19 protein-coding genes are annotated in these 20,410 nt (G+C 56.2%); 12 read left to right on the top strand and 7 right to left on the bottom strand.

Annotated features, from left to right (window positions below; translation table 11 throughout):
- Positions 1-5: 5 nt before the first annotated feature.
- The 10 genes from kdsD to npr all read left to right on the top strand — a co-directional run bounded on the left by kdsD (position 6) and on the right by npr (position 6,939).
- Positions 6-992, top strand: coding sequence for an arabinose-5-phosphate isomerase KdsD (gene kdsD / locus HF650_RS21215; protein WP_187800254.1), 987 nt, complete (start codon positions 6-8; stop codon positions 990-992).
- Between the two features lie 14 nt (positions 993-1,006).
- Positions 1,007-1,573: a 3-deoxy-manno-octulosonate-8-phosphatase KdsC gene (kdsC, locus tag HF650_RS21220; RefSeq protein WP_187800255.1), complete on the top strand. Its 567-nt coding sequence runs from the start codon at positions 1,007-1,009 to the stop codon at positions 1,571-1,573.
- A complete protein-coding gene (gene lptC / locus HF650_RS21225; protein ID WP_187800256.1) occupies positions 1,570-2,145 on the top strand; it encodes an LPS export ABC transporter periplasmic protein LptC in 576 nt (191 codons plus the stop codon). Before kdsC ends, lptC begins: the two co-directional genes overlap by 4 nt.
- Positions 2,114-2,674, top strand: coding sequence for a lipopolysaccharide ABC transporter substrate-binding protein LptA (lptA, locus tag HF650_RS21230; RefSeq protein WP_187800257.1), 561 nt, complete (start codon positions 2,114-2,116; stop codon positions 2,672-2,674). Before lptC ends, lptA begins: the two co-directional genes overlap by 32 nt.
- A 6-nt stretch (positions 2,675-2,680) precedes the next feature.
- Entirely contained in the window at positions 2,681-3,406 is a 726-nt protein-coding gene (gene lptB / locus HF650_RS21235; RefSeq protein ID WP_023480831.1) for an LPS export ABC transporter ATP-binding protein, read from the top strand.
- Positions 3,407-3,454: 48 nt separating this feature from the next.
- Positions 3,455-4,888: an RNA polymerase factor sigma-54 gene (gene rpoN / locus HF650_RS21240; RefSeq protein ID WP_187800258.1), complete on the top strand. Its 1,434-nt coding sequence runs from the start codon at positions 3,455-3,457 to the stop codon at positions 4,886-4,888.
- A gap of 22 nt (positions 4,889-4,910) precedes the next feature.
- Positions 4,911-5,198: a ribosome hibernation promoting factor gene (gene hpf, locus HF650_RS21245; RefSeq protein ID WP_023480744.1), complete on the top strand. Its 288-nt coding sequence runs from the start codon at positions 4,911-4,913 to the stop codon at positions 5,196-5,198.
- Between the two features lie 80 nt (positions 5,199-5,278).
- A complete protein-coding gene (gene ptsN, locus HF650_RS21250) occupies positions 5,279-5,770 on the top strand; it encodes a PTS IIA-like nitrogen regulatory protein PtsN (protein ID WP_187800259.1) in 492 nt (163 codons plus the stop codon).
- Between the two features lie 45 nt (positions 5,771-5,815).
- A complete protein-coding gene (rapZ, locus tag HF650_RS21255) occupies positions 5,816-6,670 on the top strand; it encodes an RNase adapter RapZ (RefSeq protein WP_187800260.1) in 855 nt (284 codons plus the stop codon).
- On the top strand, positions 6,667-6,939 hold the full coding sequence (gene npr / locus HF650_RS21260; RefSeq protein ID WP_023481048.1) for a PTS phosphocarrier protein NPr: 273 nt from the start codon (positions 6,667-6,669) through the stop codon (positions 6,937-6,939). The genes rapZ and npr overlap by 4 nt, the downstream gene beginning before the upstream one ends.
- Here the strand turns inward: npr and mtgA are convergent, their stop codons facing one another.
- The 4 genes from mtgA to HF650_RS21280 form a co-directional block, all read right to left on the bottom strand.
- Positions 6,940-7,671 carry a monofunctional biosynthetic peptidoglycan transglycosylase gene (mtgA, locus tag HF650_RS21265; RefSeq protein ID WP_187800261.1) on the bottom strand — a complete coding sequence of 244 codons (732 nt, stop codon included), beginning with the start codon at positions 7,669-7,671 and terminating at the stop codon, positions 6,940-6,942.
- The gene (elbB, locus tag HF650_RS21270; RefSeq protein ID WP_187800262.1) at positions 7,668-8,321 is read right to left on the bottom strand and encodes an isoprenoid biosynthesis glyoxalase ElbB; all 654 of its coding nucleotides are present in this window, start codon (positions 8,319-8,321) and stop codon (positions 7,668-7,670) included. The genes mtgA and elbB overlap by 4 nt, the downstream gene beginning before the upstream one ends.
- Before the next feature lie 230 nt (positions 8,322-8,551).
- Positions 8,552-10,888 (bottom strand): aerobic respiration two-component sensor histidine kinase ArcB, encoded by a 2,337-nt coding sequence (arcB, locus tag HF650_RS21275; RefSeq protein ID WP_187800263.1) that lies wholly within the window; start codon positions 10,886-10,888, stop codon positions 8,552-8,554.
- 100 nt (positions 10,889-10,988) lie between these two features.
- A complete protein-coding gene (locus tag HF650_RS21280; RefSeq protein ID WP_187800264.1) occupies positions 10,989-11,915 on the bottom strand; it encodes a TIGR01212 family radical SAM protein in 927 nt (308 codons plus the stop codon).
- 667 nt (positions 11,916-12,582) lie between these two features.
- Here HF650_RS21280 and gltB point away from each other — a divergent pair.
- A complete protein-coding gene (gltB, locus tag HF650_RS21285) occupies positions 12,583-17,043 on the top strand; it encodes a glutamate synthase large subunit (protein WP_187800265.1) in 4,461 nt (1,486 codons plus the stop codon).
- Positions 17,044-17,052: 9 nt separating this feature from the next.
- A complete protein-coding gene (locus tag HF650_RS21290) occupies positions 17,053-18,471 on the top strand; it encodes a glutamate synthase small subunit (RefSeq protein ID WP_187800266.1) in 1,419 nt (472 codons plus the stop codon).
- Positions 18,472-18,563: 92 nt separating this feature from the next.
- On the opposite strand, the gene sspB is transcribed toward HF650_RS21290, so the two are convergent.
- From sspB to rpsI, 3 genes are all read right to left on the bottom strand, one after another.
- Positions 18,564-19,067: a ClpXP protease specificity-enhancing factor gene (gene sspB, locus HF650_RS21295; RefSeq protein ID WP_187800267.1), complete on the bottom strand. Its 504-nt coding sequence runs from the start codon at positions 19,065-19,067 to the stop codon at positions 18,564-18,566.
- Between the two features lie 2 nt (positions 19,068-19,069).
- Entirely contained in the window at positions 19,070-19,708 is a 639-nt protein-coding gene (gene sspA / locus HF650_RS21300; protein ID WP_023480809.1) for a stringent starvation protein SspA, read from the bottom strand.
- A gap of 309 nt (positions 19,709-20,017) precedes the next feature.
- Positions 20,018-20,410 (bottom strand): 30S ribosomal protein S9, encoded by a 393-nt coding sequence (rpsI, locus tag HF650_RS21305; protein ID WP_023480836.1) that lies wholly within the window; start codon positions 20,408-20,410, stop codon positions 20,018-20,020.

Consider the following 20,410-nt stretch of genomic DNA (forward strand, 5'->3'; position numbering starts at 1 on the left):
GCACTATGTCGCAAATAGATTTGCAGCCGGGTTTTGACTTTCAACAAGCCGGCAAAGAAGTTCTGGCGATTGAACGTGAAGGCCTCGCACAGCTGGATCAGTACATTAATGAAGATTTCACCCGCGCGTGTGAAAGTATCGTTTATTGTGCTGGCAAAGTCGTGGTGATGGGCATGGGTAAATCGGGTCATATCGGCCGCAAAATGGCGGCGACGTTTGCCAGCACCGGGACGCCCGCCTTTTTCGTCCACCCCGGAGAAGCCGCGCACGGCGACCTGGGTATGGTTAGCCCGCAGGATGTGGTGATTGCCCTGTCAAACTCCGGTGAGTCCAACGAGATCCTCGCGTTGATCCCGGTGCTCAAACGCCTCAAGGTGGCGCTGATTTGCATAACCAGCCGCCCTGAGAGCAGCATGGCGCGCGCGGCGGATATCCATTTATGCGTAAAAGTGCCGAAAGAGGCCTGCCCGCTAGGTCTGGCACCAACTTCAAGTACCACCGCGGCGCTGGTAATGGGCGACGCGCTGGCGGTAGCGCTGCTGAAAGCGCGCGGCTTTACCGCCGAAGATTTTGCTCTCTCCCATCCGGGCGGTGCGCTGGGCCGTAAACTGCTGCTGCGTGTGAATGACATCATGCACACCGGGGATGAGATCCCGCACGTCAGCAAAGAGGCCAGCCTGCGCGATGCGTTACTGGAGATCACGCGTAAGAATTTAGGGATGACGGTGATCTGCGACGATCTGATGAAGATCGAAGGTATCTTTACCGATGGCGACCTGCGTCGTGTGTTTGATATGGGTGCCGATGTACGCAGCCTCGGCATTGCCGATGTGATGACGCCTGGCGGCGTGCGCGTGCGTCCCAATACGCTGGCGGTCGATGCGCTGAACCTAATGCAATCCCGCCATATTACCTCCGTGCTGGTTGCCGATGGTGAGCAGTTACTGGGTGTGTTACATATGCATGACTTACTGCGCGCTGGCGTAGTGTAAAGAAGGACAGAAGAATGAGTAATGCTGGCGCGTCGCTTGCTACCTGTTATGGGCCGGTAAGCACGCAGGTCATGGAAAAAGCCGCGAAAATTCGCCTGCTGATCCTCGATGTGGATGGCGTACTGTCCGACGGGCTCATCTATATGGGCAACAATGGCGAAGAGCTGAAAGCGTTCAATGTCCGCGACGGTTATGGTATTCGCAGCGCCCTCACCTCCGGTATCGAGATGGCGATCATTACCGGGCGTAACGCTAAACTGGTAGAAGATCGCTGCCAGACGCTGGGTATCACCCATCTCTACCAGGGGCAATCCGATAAAATGATCGCTTACCGGGAGCTACTCACCCGCCTCGATTTGACGGCCGATCAGGTCGCCTATATTGGCGATGATTTGATCGACTGGCCGGTGATGGCGGAGATTGGTCTGAGCGTCGCCGTTGCCGATGCGCACCCGCTACTCAGCGCGCGCGCCGATTACGTGACGCGGATTAACGGTGGTCGCGGCGCGGTGCGTGAAGTGTGTGACTTACTGCTGCTGGCACAGGGCAAGCTCGATGAAGCCAAAGGGCAATCAATATGAGTAAAACCAGACGTTGGGTCATTATTCTGCTGGCGCTGGTCGCACTGGTTCTGATTGGTATTAACTACACCACTCAGGATGCGCCGGAACAGAGCGCGGCAAACAGTTCAGATCCGACTTATAAAAGCCAACATACGGATACTGTCGTTTATAGCCCGGAAGGCGCGCTGAACTATCGTCTGATCGCACAGAATGTGGAGTATTACTCCGCCGATAGTATTAGCTGGTTCGCTAAACCGGTATTGACCACCTTCGATGAGAATAAAATACCGACCTGGTCTATCAAGTCGGATAAAGCAAAGCTCACCGACGACAAAATGCTTTACCTCTATGGACATGTCGAAGTTAACGCGCTGACTGCGGACGCACAATTACGCAGAATCACCACGGATAACGCCCGGATCAACCTGGTCACCCAGGATGTTTTCTCAGACGATCAGGTTACGTTATACGGGACAACATTTAATTCCACCGGCCTGAAAATGCGCGGCAATTTACGCAGCAAAAACGCCGAGCTGATTGAAAAGGTTAGAAGCTCCTATGAAATTCAAAACAAACAAACGCAGCCTTAATCTTATCCTGGCGGGTACGCTCTTCGCTGCCGCGCTGCCGGCGCTCGCTGTGACTGGGGATACTGACCAGCCGATCCACATCGACTCCGATCAGCAGTCGCTGGATATGCAGGGGAATGTTGTCACCTTTACCGGCAATGTCGTTGTGACGCAGGGGACTATCAAGATTAACGCCGATAAGGTGGTAGTCACCCGTCCGGGCGGCCAGCAGGGTAGAGAGATTATCGACGGTTACGGTAATCCAGCCACCTTCTACCAGATGCAAGATAACGGCAAGCCGGTGAAGGGTCATGCCTCGCAGATGCACTACGAACTGGAAAAAGATTTCGTCATCCTGACCGGTAATGCCTATCTCGAGCAGTTAGACAGCAATGTTGCTGGCGACAAAATCACCTACCTGGTGAAAGAGCAGAAGATGCAGGCATTCAGCGACAAAGGTAAGCGCGTGACAACCGTACTGGTACCGTCGCAGCTGCAGGACAAGAGCAATAAATCCGCCCCGGCCCCGGCGCAAAAGAAGAGTAACTAATCCGTTATGGCAACATTAACTGCAAAGAATCTCGCCAAGGCTTACAAAGGCCGTCGCGTGGTCGAAGACGTCAGTCTGACCGTTAACTCCGGTGAAATCGTCGGCTTGCTTGGCCCTAACGGCGCAGGGAAAACCACCACCTTCTATATGGTGGTTGGCATTGTCGCGCGCGATGCAGGCAACATCATTATTGATGATGAAGATATCAGCCTGCTGCCGCTGCATGCGCGCGCGCGCCGCGGTATCGGCTATCTGCCGCAAGAAGCCTCCATCTTCCGACGCCTCAGCGTCTACGACAACCTGATGGCGGTGCTGCAGATTCGTGACGATCTCACTGCGGAACAGCGTGAAGATCGCGCCAATGAGCTGATGGAAGAGTTCCATATTGATCACCTGCGCGACAGCATGGGCCAGGCGCTCTCCGGCGGTGAACGCCGTCGCGTCGAGATTGCCCGCGCGCTGGCGGCCAACCCGAAATTTATCCTGCTCGATGAACCCTTTGCCGGCGTTGACCCGATCTCGGTTATCGACATCAAACGCATTATTGAACATCTGCGCGACAGCGGGCTTGGGGTGCTGATTACCGATCACAACGTGCGCGAAACGCTGGCTGTTTGTGAGCGCGCCTATATTGTCAGCCAGGGGCATCTCATCGCCCACGGCACGCCGCAGCAAATCCTTGAAGACGAACACGTTAAGCGCGTATATCTTGGGGAAGACTTCAGACTCTGATAGGGTAAGGTTCATTGACATTTTTTGTCGGAGAGTGCTGTTCTGAATATGAAGCAAGGTTTGCAACTACGGCTTAGCCAACAGCTAGCCATGACGCCACAACTGCAACAGGCCATTCGTCTTTTGCAGTTGTCCACGTTGGAACTTCAGCAGGAACTTCAGCAGGCGCTGGAGAGCAACCCACTGTTGGAACAAACCGATCTTCACGAAGAAGTGGATAGCGAACAGGTTCAGGAAAAAGATGGCCTGGACACTGCGGATGCACTCGAACAGAAAGAGATGCCCGATGAACTGCCGCTGGATGCCAGCTGGGATGAGATCTACACCGCTGGCACCCCGTCAGGCAGCAGTAATGATTACATTGATGATGAACTGCCGATCTACCAGGGCGAAACTACCCAGTCGCTACAGGATTACCTGATGTGGCAGGTTGAGCTGACCCCCTTCTCCGATACGGATCGCGCCATTGCGACGTCGATCGTTGATGCCGTCGACGAAACTGGCTATCTCACCGTGACGCTTGCGGAGATCCTCGAGAGCATGGGGAATGACGAGATTGGCATGGATGAGGTCGAAGCGGTGCTAAAGCGCGTTCAGCGTTTCGATCCTGTTGGCGTTGCAGCGCGGGACCTGCGCGACTGCCTGCTGGTTCAACTCTCCCAGTTCGCGAAAGCGACGCCGTGGTGCGAAGAGGCCCGGCTTATCATCTGCGATCATCTCGATCTGCTGGCCAATCATGACTTTCGCTCGTTGATGCGCGTCACGCGCCTAAAAGAGGATGTGCTTAAAGAGGCGGTCAATCTGATCCAGTCTCTCGATCCGCGTCCTGGCCAGTCGATCCAGACCAGCGAGCCGGAGTATGTGATCCCCGATGTACTGGTGCGCAAACACAATGGGCGCTGGGTAGTGGAACTCAACGCCGACAGCATTCCACGCCTTAAGATCAACCAGCAGTATGCAGCGATGGGCAGCGGCGGACGCAACGACGCCGACACGCAGTTCATTCGCAGTAATTTGCAGGAAGCGAAGTGGTTGATCAAAAGTCTGGAGAGCCGCAACGACACGCTGCTGCGCGTCAGCCGCTGCATCGTCGAGCAGCAGCAGGCTTTCTTTGAGCAGGGCGAAGAATTTATGAAACCGATGGTGCTGGCAGATATCGCCCAGGCCGTCGAGATGCACGAGTCCACTATCTCTCGTGTTACCACCCAGAAGTACCTGCACAGTCCTCGCGGCATTTTTGAACTGAAGTATTTCTTCTCCAGCCATGTTAATACCGAAGGCGGCGGCGAAGCTTCCTCCACGGCCATTCGCGCACTGGTTAAGAAGTTAATCGCCGCGGAAAACCCTGCAAAACCACTGAGCGACAGTAAGCTGACGACCCTGCTCTCCGATCAGGGGATCATGGTCGCGCGGCGAACCGTTGCGAAGTATCGAGAATCTTTATCCATTCCGCCGTCTAACCAGCGTAAACAGCTGGTGTGACCCAACCGATAAGGAAGACACTATGCAGCTAAACATCACCGGACAAAACGTTGAGATTACCGATGCCCTGCGCGAGTTTGTAAACAGCAAATTTGCCAAGCTGGAGCACTATTTCGACAGGATTAACCAGGTTTATGTTGTGTTGAAAGTGGAAAAGGTGACGCACATTTCAGATGCCACGCTGCATGTGAATGGAGGCGAACTGCATGCCAGTGCGGAAGGACAAGATATGTATGCTGCTATTGACGGTTTAATTGATAAACTGGCGCGGCAGCTCACGAAGCATAAAGATAAACTGAAACAACACTAATTGTCCGGGCGTCTGTCTGGCGCGTTGCACCCGACCGCAACCCGGTTGGGTGCTGGCTCCGGCGTCGCTTAGGTGAAATTATGATGAATAACGATTCGGCTCTTCAACTGAGCACAGTGCTTAACCAGGAATGTACCCGTAGCGGCGTACACTGCCAGAGCAAAAAACGCGCGCTGGAAATTATCAGCGAGCTGGCGGCGAAACAGCTAGGTCTGCCGCCACAGGTGGTCTTCGAGGCAGTTCTTACGCGTGAAAAAATGGGCAGCACCGGCATTGGAAACGGTATCGCCATTCCCCACGGTAAGCTCGAGGAAGATACACTCCGCGCCGTCGGCGTGTTTGTGCAACTCGAAACGCCGATTGCCTTCGACGCTATCGATAACCAACCCGTTGATCTGCTCTTTGCGCTGCTGGTGCCGGCAGATCAAACTAAAACGCACCTGCACACGCTTTCGCTGGTGGCCAAGCGGCTGGCGGATAAAACCATTTGTCGACGTCTGCGCGGCGCGCAGAGTGATGAAGAGCTCTATGCGATCATCACCCAGACAGAAGGCGAGCGCGGCGATGCGTAACCGGATAAGACTCTACTTGTCAGTCGTTCTGAGGAGAAATGCCCCATGGTCCTGATGATCGTCAGTGGTCGTTCGGGTTCAGGGAAATCCGTGGCGCTACGCGCACTGGAAGATATGGGTTTCTACTGTGTTGATAACCTGCCGGTTGTGCTGTTGCCGGAACTGGCGCAAACCCTCGCCGAACGCCAGATCTCTGCCGCTGTCAGTATCGACGTGCGCAACATGCCAGAGTCACCAGAGATCTTTGAGCAGGCGATGAGCAACCTGCCGGAGGCGTTTTCCCCGCAGCTGCTCTTTTTAGATGCGGATCGCAACACCCTGATTCGCCGCTACAGCGACACGCGCCGCCTGCATCCGCTCTCAAGTAAAAACTTATCGCTGGAGAGCGCCATTGATGAAGAGAGCAATTTACTTGAGCCGCTGCGATCCCGTGCCGATCTGATTGTTGATACCTCAGAGATGTCGGTGCATGAATTGGCCGAGATGCTGCGCACGCGCCTTTTAGGCAAACGCGAGCGCGAACTGACCATGGTTTTCGAATCCTTCGGCTTCAAGCACGGCATTCCTATCGATGCCGATTACGTCTTTGACGTGCGCTTCCTGCCGAACCCGCACTGGGACCCGAAACTGCGTCCGATGACCGGCCTCGATAAGCCCGTCGCCGCATTCCTCGACAGGCACACCGAAGTACATAACTTCATCTACCAGACGCGCAGTTACCTGGAGTTGTGGTTGCCGATGCTGGAGACCAACAACCGCAGCTACCTGACGGTGGCCATCGGTTGTACCGGGGGTAAACATCGCTCTGTCTATATCGCCGAGCAGCTGGCGGACTACTTCCGCTCGCGCGGTAAAAACGTGCAGTCCCGTCACCGTACGCTGGAAAAACGCAAAACATGACCGTAAAACAAACCGTTGAGATCACCAATAAACTGGGCATGCATGCGCGCCCGGCGATGAAACTGTTTGAACTGGTGCAGGGCTTTGATGCGGAAGTGCTGCTGCGTAATGAAGAGGGAACCGAAGCGGAAGCCAGCAGCGTGATTGCCTTGTTGATGCTGGATTCCGCCAAAGGCCGACAGATTGAAGTCGAAGCCAGCGGCCCTCAGGAAGAGGAAGCGCTGGCCGCGGTGGTGGCGCTGTTTATCGCCGGGTTCGACGAAGAGTAATCAGTGCAGGTTGTTACTCTGTAAAAATCCTTCGCCACCGAGCTGCTGCATCTGGCGCATGATCCACGCCTGACGGTTACGCACATAACCTGAAGGCGCTGCGGCCTTATAACGAATCGGGTTAGGCAGCACCGCCGCCAGCAGCGCAGCTTCCGACATGGTCAGCCGGCTCGCGGGTTTATGAAAATAGCGCTGCGACGCCTCTTCAACGCCAAATATGCCGTCACCAAACTCCGCAATATTCAGATAGACCGTCAGTATGCGCCGTTTCGTCCACACCGCTTCCGTCGCTACGGTTAGCCCTGCCTCCAGCCCTTTTCGCAGCCAGCTTTTGCCGTCCCACAAAAAGAGGTTTTTCACCGTCTGTTGTGACAGAGTCGAAGCGCCGCGAATGCGGTTCTCATGCTTTTCATTATGCGAAAGCGCTTTTTCGATGGCCTCCACATCTAACCCCCAGTGATCGGGAAAACGCTGATCTTCAGCGGCAACCACCGCCAGCGCTATCCACGGCGAGATCTCATCCATGCTGACCCAGTCGGAGTGGGCGACATAGCTGAAGTCCCCCGTTAGCCATGCACTTAATTGCCGCTCAACCATCACCGCGGAAAAGGGCACCGGCAGAAAGCTGAACAGCAGAATACCGCCGCCCCAGAAGGCGACCAGCACTAACAGAACACGCAGAAGCAGACGTTTAAGCGCGGCCTTCAGCGTACCGCCGCCACCTCGCTTCATTCGCACAGTACCAGCACGCGCGCTACCAGCTTCTCAATCCCTGTCGCCGCCTGGGCAATATCTTCCGCCAGCATATAGGCCGGAGTGGTCACCACTCTGTTCTCTTCATCGACAACGATATCGTCCACCGGACACGGTACGTGCTCGGCGCCCATCTCTTCCAAAACTTCGGCAGTGTCGACATCGGTTCCGATGGTGAGACGCAGCGGGAAGTCGAAAATCTTTGGCAGCGCCGCCGGTGCAATGCACATAAACCCGAGCGGTTTTCCAGCCTGGTGCATCGCCAGCGCGAGGGTTTTCAGATCGCTATCCACTTCACAGTCGCCGCCGAGGCTGGCAAAGCTGCTGAGGTTTTTCGCCGCGCCAAAGCCGCCGGGGACAATCAGCGCATCCAGATCGTTTACCGATGCCTGCGAAAGCGGCGCGATGTTGCCGCGGGCAATGCGGGCGGCTTCCACCAGCACGTTACGGCTTTCCGCCATACCTTCGCCGGTGAGGTGATTGATGACATCACTTTGCGCTTTATCTGGCGCAAAACAGACGGCTTCTGCGCCGCTACGGGCAAGCGCCAGCAGGGTAATTACTGCTTCATGGATCTCGGAACCGTCATACACGCCAGATCCACTAAGAACAACGCCGACTCTTTTCATGCCAAACATCCTTTCTGCGAATTGCGGTCAATAACTAAAAATTTTGATAAGGGAGCCTTGCTTCACACATTTCACTGATTGCTGTAACAAATCATTTAAGATTTGCTATCTTATGTGCGTGTGGTCGAATTTTAATAGACTGCGCCCTTGCAATTAAAACCAAAAATTACGGCGCAGCCACGGTTTCCCTGGTGTTGGCGCAGTATTCGCGCACCCCGGTTAATCCGGGGTCATTTTTTTGCAGCGTCTGCCACCCAGGCTTTGAGCACGGCGACATCATTGCGCCACTCCTGCTTCATCTCTTCCACCCATTCGCCGACATTATCCCACCAGGCGGGAAGATCCGGAGACTGGATCTGCTGGCCTAACTGCTGCAGATGGCGCAGGCCGACGGATCCGGCAGCGCCCTTAATTTTGTGACCCTCTTCGACAATCCCTTTCTGGTCGCGCGCGGTGAGGTTCGACTCCAGCACGCTCAGGTAGCCCGGCATCATCTTCTCAAACACCGTCAGCCCATCGGTAATCAACTTCGGCCCAACCAGCTCGAGGTACTGCTCAAGCATGGCGGTATCCAGCAGAGTTTGTGCCTTCTCGTTGTCTATCGTGGTCACCTGCTCCTCCTCCTCATCTCCGGCATCCCAGAACTTCTTGATCATCGCCGTTAATGCTGGCACCGCCAGCGGTTTGCTTAAGACATCGTCCATGCCCGCATCCAGATACTCCTGCTTATCTTTCAGCACGTTTGCGGTTAACGCCACCAGCGGCGGCAGCTCGTCGCGCGAATAGCGGCTGGTCAGCGCCCGCGAGATATCCAGCCCGGTCATATCCGGCAGCTGAATATCAAGCAGCACCAGGTCATATTCGCCCGGCGCAAACATTTCCAGCGCGGCGCTGCCGGTCATCGCCACATCGACACTGTTGCCGAGTTTCTCCAGCACCGAACGCGCGACAATCACGTTGAGTTCGATATCCTCCACCAGCAGCACATGCAGCGCCGGTAAGGGCATCTCATCCTCTTCGAAAGCATCGTCGACCTCTTCAGCTACCGCTGGCGCATGGACTGTCAGCGTAAAGAGCGAACCACTGCCGGGCTGGCTGCTGACGGTAATATCGCCGCCCATACTTTTCGCCAGACGGCGTGAGACCGCAAGCCCGATGCCGGTACCGGTGGCCGGTTTGCCACCGTGGCTATCTTTCACCTGGTAATACATGGCGAAGATTTTGTCCTGCTCATCGCGCGGAATGCCAATCCCGGAGTCCTGCACTTCGAAGTGCAGGATCTCACCTTCGTCATAGCGCACGCGCACCGTCACCTGCCCTTCGCGGGTAAATTTGACGGCGTTGCTAATCAGGTTCCAGAGGATCTGCCGCAAACGGGTGCCGTCGGTGATCACCTGGTGCGGCAGCGGTAGCGTCGGCTCCAGCTCGAAACGCAGCCCTTTTTGATGCGCCTGCAGCCCGGAGAGGTTCTCCAGATCCGCAAGGAAGCTGGTGAAGTCGAGCGGCTGGTTATCAAGCTGCACTTTGCGCCGCTCCATCTTATCCATGTCGATAATATCGTTGAAGATATTGCCCAGCGTCACCGCCGAGACATGGATCGTTTTGAGGTACTTCTCCTGTTCAGGCGCCAGATCGGTATCCAGCAGAATGCGGCTTAAACCGACGATGCCGTTAAGCGGCGTACGCAGTTCGTGGCTGATGGTGGAGATAAAGGTGGTTTTGTCGCGGCTGGCGCGTTCCAGCGCGTCCTGATAGCGCTTACGCTCGGTAATATCGCGCCCGAAGCCCATCAACCCGTGGCGTTTACCGACCCGGTCATAATAGGGAACTTTGCGAATTTCAAAGCAGGCTTTGCGCCCGTCGGGGTAATCAAGCCACTGCTCATAGGTGAGCGAGACATTGTGACGAAACACTTTCTCGTCGGTTTCGATCACTTTTTGCGCCGCCTCCGGCGAGTAGACATCCTGCGGCTTGAGGTGAATCAACTGCTTTTCGCTTTTGCCGGTGAGCAGCTCCATGGCGCGGTTGCAGCCGGAAAACTCTTTATCTTCATTGCGATAGAAGACCAGGTCGGGCGAAGCATCAAGGAAAGAGCGCAGAAAGGAGGATTGCTGTTCGAGCTGGATCTGTGTCTGCTCGCGCTCCTGCATCTCGATCTTCAGCCGCTCAAAGGTGGCCTGTCGCTCCGCTTCGGCCTTCTCGCGATCGCTGATCTCCTGATTAAGCTGCATGATATTGTCTTTAAGCTTCACGTTGAGCTTAAGATCGCGCTCGCGCATCTCTTCCAGCTTCTCTACCAGCCGCGATAAGCGCTGGCGTGACTCCTCCAGTTGCTCGACTACGACCGATAAGAAGTAGACCGCCCAGGGGGTGATCAGCAGACCAAAGAAGATAGAGCGGATGACGTCGATACGCTCAACCTGCCCCTGCAACACCATCGTGACGGCCATTTGCACTACGATGGCCAGCACCACCAGCGCCAGCGCTAACAGCATGGAAAAGCGCACCAGACCCAGCTTCATCATCAGGTCGACGTAATATTGCGCCAGTAAACGGATTTGCTTCATAGCGTTTTCCTTAAACAAGTCCGCTCAATAATACTCAATTCTGAGCAAGGCGTTGAAGCTTGTGCGAAAAATGCGGTAATTATGTGTGGTTGACCCATGATCAGGCGGGTAGTGTCCAGCCGCGCCCCAGCGCCGAGCCCTGGCCGCCGTGGGCAGCAAGGTAGGTGTTAAGTTCAACCATGCCGGTCCAGCGGTTTTCGCACCACAGCGGCGCAAGCAAAGTGGGACGCCGCGCGCTGGCACACACGCGGTGGTAGATTACCTCTGGCGGCGTGTGGCGAATCATCTCGCCAGCAATGGTGGTGTACTCCTCAAGCCCGATGGCGTTAAGGCGCCCCGCTTCCCAGGCTTTTGCCATAGTGCTGCCTTTGACAATATGCAGTGGGTGCAGCTTGATGCCGTCGACGCCGGCCTCGACCACGCGCTCAAGCGTCACCATGCAATCCGGCAACCGCTCGCCCGGCAGGCCAGCGATGAGATGGGTACAGACCTTCAGGCCGCGCTCGCGGGCGAGCCGCGCGGTGTTTTGATAACAGGCGAAATCGTGGCCACGATTGATGCGGTGCAGAGTTTTATCGTGCGCGGTTTGTAACCCCAGCTCCAGCCACACCTCAAAGCCCTGCTGGCGGTATTCGCACAGCAGATCCAGCACTGCCTCCGGCACGCAGTCGGGACGTGTTCCGACGCACAGCCCAACCATATTGGCCTGGCTCAGCGCCTGCTGGTACATCTCGCGCAGCACCTGCACTTCCGCCCAGGTGCTGGTGTAGGCCTGAAAATAGGCGAGATAGCGCCGGGCGCGGTTAACGCGCTGCGCCTGTTCGGCAAGCTGTACTGCAATTGAGCGATACTGCTGCGTCTCATCGGCAAAGGAGGCAACATTGCAGAAGGTGCAGCCGCCGCGGCCCAGCGTGCCATCGCGGTTTGGGCAGCTAAAACCGCCGTGCAGCGTCAGCTTATGAACTTTTTCGCCATAGCGACGGGCAAGATCCCCACCAAACATATTGACTAATTTTTGTAACTGCATAATCTGAAAGGCCGCCCAAATCAAAGGGCGTAGCCTGCCACTATTAGCTTTCGTCAGCGATGACCTGGATCAATCGCCCGGGAAGGCTTTATCCATTGCATAAACAGTCAACATAACCGCTATTTCATTCACCGACCGGGCAATTACTTTTCCTTATGCTGAAAGGTAAATTTGCGGAAATAGGTCCCCACCTGAAAAACAGTGAGATTATGCGGCACTGGCCACATAGGCAGGATAATAATCTGCTAATAAAAGTCAGGTCAGAACAGAAGAGGGGAAACAGCGCTTTACTATAGTGAGTCAGATCACACTCTCCAGGCTGGTTATGCCGCTATAACTGAATGTAAAACTGATTAAACATCCTTTTAAATCAATATGATGAATGCCAGTTAGCACATTTTTCGATAAATAAGCTCGGCATTTGACCTGTGTGCGGATTCCCGATAAGTTGGAAATCCGCTGGAAGCTTTCTGGATGAGCAGTCTGCTCATCATATTTATGCAGTAATTGAGATTCCCTCTTAAGCAAGTCCTCAACACTTGTGAATCGATGCGAAAAGGAAATGAAGAGGGCGACATACGAGGCCATTGCCCCGTCGCCATGCTCTTTCTGCGCCTGTGCGTAACGATCGGGAGGGCTCTCGCAGAGCCTGGGGAGGTTCACTGATATGTTGTACGATAAATCTCTTGAGAGAGATAACTGTGGTTTCGGCCTGATCGCCCACATAGAAGGCGAACCTAGCCACAAGGTAGTGCGTACCGCTATTCACGCACTGGCCCGCATGCAGCACCGCGGCGCGATCCTTGCCGATGGTAAAACCGGCGACGGTTGCGGCCTGCTGTTGCAAAAACCTGACCGTTTCTTCCGCATCGTCGCCGAAGAGCGCGGCTGGCGTTTAGCTAAAAATTACGCCGTCGGCATGCTGTTCCTCAATCAGGATCCGGAAAAAGCGGCTGCATCGCGTCGTGTTGTAGAAGAAGAACTTCAGCGTGAGACTCTCTCGCTCGTTGGCTGGCGCGATGTGCCGACCAACGAAGGCGTACTCGGTGAAATCGCCCTCTCCTCACTGCCTCGTATTGAGCAAGTTTTCGTAAACGCCCCGGCCGGCTGGCGTCCGCGCGATATGGAGCGCCGCCTCTTTATTGCCCGCCGCCGCATTGAAAAGCGTTTACAGGAGGATAAAGAGTTCTACGTCTGTAGCCTCTCTAACCTCGTCAACATCTATAAAGGTCTCTGTATGCCGGCGGATCTGCCGCGCTTCTACCTGGACCTGGCGGACCTGCGTCTGGAATCGGCCATCTGCCTCTTCCACCAGCGCTTCTCCACCAACACCGTGCCGCGCTGGCCGCTGGCGCAGCCTTTCCGCTACCTGGCGCACAACGGTGAAATCAATACTATTACCGGTAACCGCCAGTGGGCGCGCGCGCGTACCTACAAATTCCAGACACCGCTGATCCCCGATCTGCATGATGCCGCACCGTTCGTGAACGAAACCGGCTCTGACTCCAGTTCAATGGATAACATGCTGGAACTGCTGTTAGCGGGCGGGATGGATATCGTGCGTGCCATGCGTTTACTGGTGCCGCCAGCCTGGCAGAACAACCCGGAGATGGATCCGGATCTGCGCAGCTTCTTCGACTTTAACTCCATGCATATGGAGCCGTGGGATGGTCCGGCGGGCATCGTTATGTCTGATGGGCGTTTTGCCGCCTGTAACCTCGACCGTAACGGTCTGCGTCCGGCGCGCTACGTCATCACCAAAGATAAACTCATCACTTGCGCTTCTGAAGTGGGCATCTGGGATTACCAGCCGGATGAAGTGGTCGAAAAAGGCCGCGTTGGGCCAGGCGAACTGATGGTTATCGATACCCGTGGCGGGCGCATTCTGCACTCTGCCGAGACCGATGACGATCTGAAAAGCCGCCACCCGTATAAAGAGTGGATGGAGAAAAACGTCCGCCGCCTGGTGCCGTTTGAAGATCTCTCCGACGACGAAGTCGGCATCCGCGAAATGGATGACGATCTGCTCACCAGCTACCAGAAACAGTTTAACTACAGCTTTGAAGAGCTGGACTCGGTGATCCGCGTGCTGGGCGAGAACGGCCAGGAAGCGGTCGGCTCCATGGGCGATGATACGCCGTTCGCCGTGCTCTCCAGCCAGCCGCGCATCATTTATGACTACTTCCGCCAGCAATTTGCGCAGGTGACTAACCCGCCTATCGATCCGCTGCGCGAAGCGCATGTGATGTCGCTGGCGACCAGCATCGGCCGTGAAATGAATGTCTTCTGTGAAGCGGAAGGCCAGGCGCACCGTCTGAGCTTCAAATCGCCGATTCTGCTCTACTCCGACTTCAAACAGCTCACCACCATGACCGAGGAGCACTATCGCGCGGATACGCTCGATATCACCTTCGACGCCACGGCGACGACGCTGGAAGAGACCATCAAAGCCCTGTGCGACAAAGCGGAAGAGATGGTGCGCGCGGGCACCGTGCTGCTGGTGCTCTCCGACCGTAATATCGCCAAAAACCGCCTGCCGGTTCCGGCGCCAATGGCCGTTGGTGCGATTCAGGCGCGCCTGGTGGATAAGAACCTGCGCTGCGACGCCAACATCATTGTTGAAACCGCCAGTGCCCGCGATCCGCACCACTTTGCGGTGCTGCTGGGCTTCGGCGCGACGGCGATCTACCCCTACCTGGCGTATGAAACGCTGGCGAAGCTTATCGACAGCAAAGCGATTGAGAAAGATTACCGCACGGTGATGCTCAACTACCGCAACGGCATCAACAAAGGGCTGTATAAGATCATGTCCAAAATGGGCATCTCGACTATCGCCTCTTACCGCTGTTCAAAGCTGTTTGAAGCGGTCGGCCTGCATGATGATGTCACCGAGCTCTGCTTCCAGGGCGTGGTTAGCCGTATCGGCGGTGCCAGCTTCCCGGACTTCCAGCAGGATCTGTTGAACCTCTCTAAACGTGCCTGGCTGGCGCGCAAACCGCTGGAGCAAGGCGGCTTGCTGAAGTACGTTCACGGCGGCGAATACCACGCCTACAACCCGGACGTGGTGCGCACGCTGCAACGAGCGGTTGAGAGCGGCGACTACAGCGACTATCAGCAGTATGCGAAGCTGGTGAACGAGCGTCCGGCGGCAACGCTGCGCGACCTGCTGGCCATTACGCCGGGCAGTGAAGCGGTAAGCCTTAACGACGTTGAACCGGCGACAGAGCTGTTTAAACGCTTTGATACGGCGGCGATGTCTATCGGCGCGCTCAGCCCGGAAGCACACGAAGCGCTGGCGGAAGCGATGAACAGCCTCGGCGGCTTCTCCAACTCCGGCGAAGGCGGCGAAGATCCGGCGCGCTACGGCACCAACAAAGTGTCGCGCATCAAGCAGGTCGCTTCGGGTCGCTTTGGCGTCACGCCAGCCTACCTGGTGAACGCCGATGTTATCCAGATTAAAGTGGCGCAGGGCGCGAAGCCGGGCGAAGGCGGTCAGTTGCCGGGGGATAAAGTGACCCCCTATATCGCCAAGCTGCGTTACTCCGTTCCGGGCGTGACGCTGATTTCGCCGCCGCCGCATCACGATATCTACTCGATCGAGGATCTGGCGCAGCTGATTTTCGACCTGAAACAGGTTAACCCGAAGGCGCTGATCTCCGTCAAACTGGTTTCCGAACCGGGTGTCGGCACCATCGCGACCGGCGTGGCAAAAGCCTATGCCGATCTGATCACCATTGCCGGTTACGACGGCGGCACCGGCGCAAGCCCACTCTCCTCCGTGAAATACGCGGGCTGCCCGTGGGAACTTGGCCTGGTTGAAACCCAGCAGGCGCTGGTGGCGAACGGTCTGCGCCATAAAATCCGTCTTCAGGTCGATGGCGGCCTGAAAACCGGCCAGGACATTATCAAAGCGGCAATTCTGGGCGCAGAGAGCTTCGGCTTCGGTACCGGCCCGATGGTGGCGCTGGGCTGTAAATATCTGCGTATTTGTCACCTCAACAACTGTGCGACCGGTGTGGCAACTCAGGATGATAAGCTGCGTAAGAACCACTATCACGGCCTGCCGTTCAAAGTGACCAACTACTTTGAATTTATCGCCCGTGAAACCCGCGAGCTGATGGCGCAGCTGGGCGTGAAACGCCTGGTGGATCTGATTGGCCGCACCGACCTGCTGAAAGAGCTTGATGGCTTTACCGCGCGTCAGCAGAAGCTGGATCTCTCCAAACTGCTGGAGACCGCTGAACCGCATGCCGGCAAAGCGCTCTACTGCACCGAGAGCAACCCACCGTTTGACAATGGCGTGCTGAATGCTCAGCTGTTGCAGCAGGCGAAACCGTTTGTTGATGAGCGCCAGAGCAAAACCTTCTGGTTTGATATCCGCAACACCGACCGCTCGGTGGGCGCGCTGCTCTCTGGTTATATCGCCCAGACACATGGCGATCAGGGCCTGGCATCGGACCCGATTAAAGCCTACTTCAGCGGTACCGCAGGCCAGAGCTTCGGCGTCTGGAACGCGGGCGGCGTTGAGCTTTACCTCACCGGCGATGCCAACGACTATGTTGGTAAAGGCATGGCGGGCGGGCTGCTGGCGGTGCGTCCGCCGGTCGGTTCGGCGTTCCGTAGCCACGAAGCGAGCATTATCGGTAACACCTGCCTGTATGGCGCAACCGGCGGTCGTCTCTACGCCGCAGGCCGCGCGGGCGAGCGTTTCGCCGTGCGTAACTCCGGTGCGATCACTGTGGTTGAAGGCATTGGTGACAATGGCTGTGAATATATGACGGGCGGTATCGTCTGCGTACTCGGCAAAACCGGCGTCAACTTTGGCGCGGGCATGACCGGCGGCTTCGCCTACGTGCTGGATGAAGATGGCGAGTTCCGCAAGCGCGTGAACCCGGAGCTGGTGGAAGTGCTGAGCGTTGATGATCTGGCGATCCACGAAGAGCATCTGCGTGGGTTGATTACCGAGCATGTGCAGCACACCGGTTCGCAGCGCGGCGAAGAGATGCTGGCCAACTGGCCGACATTTGCCGCCAAATTTGCCCTGGTTAAGCCGAAGTCCAGCGATGTGAAAGCGCTGTTGGGCCACCGTAGTCGTAGCGCGGCAGAGTTGCGCGTGCAGGCGCAGTAAGGAATTGAGATGAGTCAGAACGTTTACCAATTTATCGACTTACAGCGCGTTGATCCGGCAAAGAAACCGCTGAAGCTGCGTAAGATTGCCTTTGTCGAGATCTACGAGCCCTTCTCCGAAGGGCAAGCGAAAGCGCAGGCTGACCGCTGTCTCGCCTGCGGTAACCCCTACTGCGAGTGGAAGTGCCCGGTTCATAACTACATCCCGAACTGGCTGAAGCTGGCGAATGAAGGGCGTATTTTTGAGGCGGCAGAACTGTCGCATCAGACCAACACCCTGCCGGAAGTGTGCGGGCGCGTCTGCCCGCAGGATCGCCTGTGTGAAGGCTCCTGTACGCTGAACGACGAGTTCGGTGCGGTGACCATCGGCAATATCGAGCGCTATATCAATGATAAAGCCTTCGAGATGGGCTGGCGTCCCGACCTGACCGGCGTGAAGCAGACCGACAAACGCGTGGCGATTATCGGCGCGGGTCCGGCTGGTCTGGCGTGCGCGGATGTACTGACCCGTAACGGCGTGAAAGCGGTGGTCTATGATCGTCACCCGGAGATTGGCGGCCTGCTGACCTTTGGTATTCCGGCCTTCAAGCTGGAGAAAGAGGTGATGACGCGTCGCCGTGAAATTTTCACCGGCATGGGCATTGAGTTTCAGCTCAACACCGAAGTGGGCCGCGATGTGCAGATTGACGATCTGCTGAAAGAGTACGACGCCGTGTTCCTTGGCGTTGGCACCTATCAGTCGATGCGTGGCGGCCTTGAGAACGAAGATGCGCAGGGCGTGTTTGATGCGCTGCCGTTCCTGATTGCCAACACCAGGCAGATCATGGGCTATGGCGAAACGCCGTCAGAACCCTATATCAGCATGGAAGGCAAACGCGTCGTGGTGCTAGGCGGGGGCGATACCGCGATGGACTGCGTGCGTACCTCGGTGCGTCAGGGTGCAACCCACGTAATCTGTGCCTATCGTCGTGATGAAGAGAATATGCCAGGCTCACGCCGCGAAGTGAAAAACGCCCGTGAAGAGGGCGTTGAGTTCCAGTTCAACGTGCAGCCGCTGGGGATTGAAGTGAATGCCAACGGTAAAGTGAGCGGCGTGAAGATGGCGCGCACCGAAATGGGCGCACCGGATGAGAAAGGCCGTCGCCGCGCGGAGATCGTTGCTGGCTCTGAGCACATTGTTCCGGCCGATGCCGTGGTGATGGCGTTTGGTTTCCGCCCGCACAGCATGGAGTGGCTGGCGAAACACAGCGTTGAGCTCGATTCACAGGGCCGCGTGATTGCCCCGGAAGGCAGCGATAACGCATTCCAGACCAGCAACCCTAAAATCTTCGCTGGTGGCGATATCGTACGCGGTTCCGATCTGGTGGTGACAGCGATTGCCGAAGGGCGTAAAGCCGCAGACGGCATCATGAACTATCTCGAAGTGTAAACTTGTGGTAACGCTAAAAAGGAGGCTGCGGCCTCCTTTTTCATATCCTGAGGGCAATAAAAAAGCAGAACCGGGGTTCTGCTTTTTTCAGGTTATTTCACCACACGCAGCGATGGACGCCCACCGCGCGGCGGCGGATCGTCATCCGGATCGCTATCCTGATCCACTGCATGATCGGGTTTATCACCGTCAATAACCGACATCACCGTCTCGTTCTCCTGCTCGGGCATCTCACCATCATCGTTGAGACTGACGAGCTCTTCGTCGTAGGCGGTTTCTGGCTCAAACATGGTGCCGGCACCGTTTTCACGGGCATAAACGGCCAGTACCGCAGCCATCGGCACTTCCACCTGGCGTGGCACACCGCCGAAACGCGCGTTGAAGCGCACTTCATCGTTGCCCAGCTCCAGGTTGCCCACCGCACGCGGTGCGATGTTTAACACGATCTGGCCGTCACGCGCATACTCCATCGGCACGCGTACGCCCGGCAACGTCACATCAACAACCAGATGCGGCGTCAGCTGGTTATCCAGCAGCCATTCGTAAAAGGCCCGCAGCAAATACGGGCGGCGTGGAGACAGTTGCGACAAATCCATGATTAACCCCGACCAAGGCGCATTTCGCGCTCGGCTTCTGTCAGAGAGGCAAGGAAAGAATCACGTTCGAAGACACGCGTCATATACCCTTTCAGCTCTTTCGCACCTGTGCCGCTCAGCTCGATGCCCAGTACCGGCAGACGCCACAGCAGCGGCGCGAGGTAGCAGTCAACCAGGCTGAATTCGTCATTCAGGAAGTAAGGCTTCTGGGTAAACAGCGGGCCAATCGCCAGCAGCTCTTCACGCAGCTGTTTACGGGCGGCATCGGCCTGCGCACCGCTGTTGTTCTCGATGACGTTCATCAGCGAGTACCAGTCTTTCTCGATGCGGTGCATGTAGAGACGGCTTTCACCGCGCGCCACCGGATAAACCGGCATTAACGGCGGGTGCGGAAAACGCTCGTCCAGATATTCCATAATGATGCGCGATTCCCACAGGGTGAGCTCACGATCTACAAGTGTCGGTACGCTTTGACTCGGGTTGAGGTCAATCAGATCCTGAGGAGGATTATCCTTTTCCACGTGCTCAATTTCAAAGCTGACACCCTTCTCGGCCAGCACGATGCGGACCTGATGACTATAGATGTCCACAGGACCAGAAAACAGCGTCATTACCGAACGTTTGTTGGCAGCGACAGCCATGAAAACCTCCAGGTATATTCAGAAATACTGCTACCGGACATACTCGACCGGTCAGATGTGAGTTAGCTACCCGCGCGCACTGTCTCTCTTGTTCAAAAAACAAACAAAAAACGAACAATCCCAGCCATTTGGGCAGAAAATTGGATGATAGTTTACCAGATTTTGCGGGGTTTGTGGTGAGGGGATTCCGGAAATGCTGAAAAAGAGGAGATAAGCGATTGATTGCTGTGGATAACACATTTTTTATCCATAAAAAAACCCGGCTTGCACCGGGTTTTTCGCCAATCGTTCTGCCGAAGCAGAAGACAATTAACGCTTGGAGAACTGCGGACGACGACGTGCTTTACGCAGACCGACTTTCTTACGTTCAACCTGACGAGCGTCACGAGTAACGAAGCCAGCTTTACGCAGTTCAGCGCGCAGGGACTCGTCGTACTCCATCAGAGCGCGGGTGATACCGTGACGGATCGCACCAGCCTGACCGGAGATACCACCACCTTTAACGGTGATGTACAGGTCCAATTTCTCAACCATGTCGACCAGTTCCAGCGGCTGACGAACTACCATGCGGGCAGTTTCACGACCGAAGTACTGTTCCAGCGAACGCTGGTTGATTACGATTTTACCGTTGCCCGGTTTGATAAACACGCGAGCGGCGGAGCTTTTGCGGCGACCAGTGCCGTAGTATTGATTTTCAGCCAT

The sequence above is a fragment of the Kosakonia sp. SMBL-WEM22 genome, assembly GCF_014490785.1.
GTDB lineage: Bacteria > Pseudomonadota > Gammaproteobacteria > Enterobacterales > Enterobacteriaceae > Kosakonia.

What these genes read in the sequence shown, in the direction of transcription:
- kdsD (WP_187800254.1), top strand. Translation starts at nt 6, where the DNA reads ATGTCGCAAATAGATTTGCAGCCGGGTTTTGACTTTCAACAAGCCGGC.
- kdsC (WP_187800255.1), top strand. Translation starts at nt 1,007, where the DNA reads ATGAGTAATGCTGGCGCGTCGCTTGCTACCTGTTATGGGCCGGTAAGC.
- lptC (WP_187800256.1), top strand. Translation starts at nt 1,570, where the DNA reads ATGAGTAAAACCAGACGTTGGGTCATTATTCTGCTGGCGCTGGTCGCA.
- lptA (WP_187800257.1), top strand. Translation starts at nt 2,114, where the DNA reads ATGAAATTCAAAACAAACAAACGCAGCCTTAATCTTATCCTGGCGGGT.
- lptB (WP_023480831.1), top strand. Translation starts at nt 2,681, where the DNA reads ATGGCAACATTAACTGCAAAGAATCTCGCCAAGGCTTACAAAGGCCGT.
- rpoN (WP_187800258.1), top strand. Translation starts at nt 3,455, where the DNA reads ATGAAGCAAGGTTTGCAACTACGGCTTAGCCAACAGCTAGCCATGACG.
- hpf (WP_023480744.1), top strand. Translation starts at nt 4,911, where the DNA reads ATGCAGCTAAACATCACCGGACAAAACGTTGAGATTACCGATGCCCTG.
- ptsN (WP_187800259.1), top strand. Translation starts at nt 5,279, where the DNA reads ATGATGAATAACGATTCGGCTCTTCAACTGAGCACAGTGCTTAACCAG.
- rapZ (WP_187800260.1), top strand. Translation starts at nt 5,816, where the DNA reads ATGGTCCTGATGATCGTCAGTGGTCGTTCGGGTTCAGGGAAATCCGTG.
- npr (WP_023481048.1), top strand. Translation starts at nt 6,667, where the DNA reads ATGACCGTAAAACAAACCGTTGAGATCACCAATAAACTGGGCATGCAT.
- mtgA (WP_187800261.1), bottom strand. Translation starts at nt 7,671, where the DNA reads ATGAAGCGAGGTGGCGGCGGTACGCTGAAGGCCGCGCTTAAACGTCTG.
- elbB (WP_187800262.1), bottom strand. Translation starts at nt 8,321, where the DNA reads ATGAAAAGAGTCGGCGTTGTTCTTAGTGGATCTGGCGTGTATGACGGT.
- arcB (WP_187800263.1), bottom strand. Translation starts at nt 10,888, where the DNA reads ATGAAGCAAATCCGTTTACTGGCGCAATATTACGTCGACCTGATGATG.
- HF650_RS21280 (WP_187800264.1), bottom strand. Translation starts at nt 11,915, where the DNA reads ATGCAGTTACAAAAATTAGTCAATATGTTTGGTGGGGATCTTGCCCGT.
- gltB (WP_187800265.1), top strand. Translation starts at nt 12,583, where the DNA reads ATGTTGTACGATAAATCTCTTGAGAGAGATAACTGTGGTTTCGGCCTG.
- HF650_RS21290 (WP_187800266.1), top strand. Translation starts at nt 17,053, where the DNA reads ATGAGTCAGAACGTTTACCAATTTATCGACTTACAGCGCGTTGATCCG.
- sspB (WP_187800267.1), bottom strand. Translation starts at nt 19,067, where the DNA reads ATGGATTTGTCGCAACTGTCTCCACGCCGCCCGTATTTGCTGCGGGCC.
- sspA (WP_023480809.1), bottom strand. Translation starts at nt 19,708, where the DNA reads ATGGCTGTCGCTGCCAACAAACGTTCGGTAATGACGCTGTTTTCTGGT.
- rpsI (WP_023480836.1), bottom strand. Translation starts at nt 20,410, where the DNA reads ATGGCTGAAAATCAATACTACGGCACTGGTCGCCGCAAAAGCTCCGCC.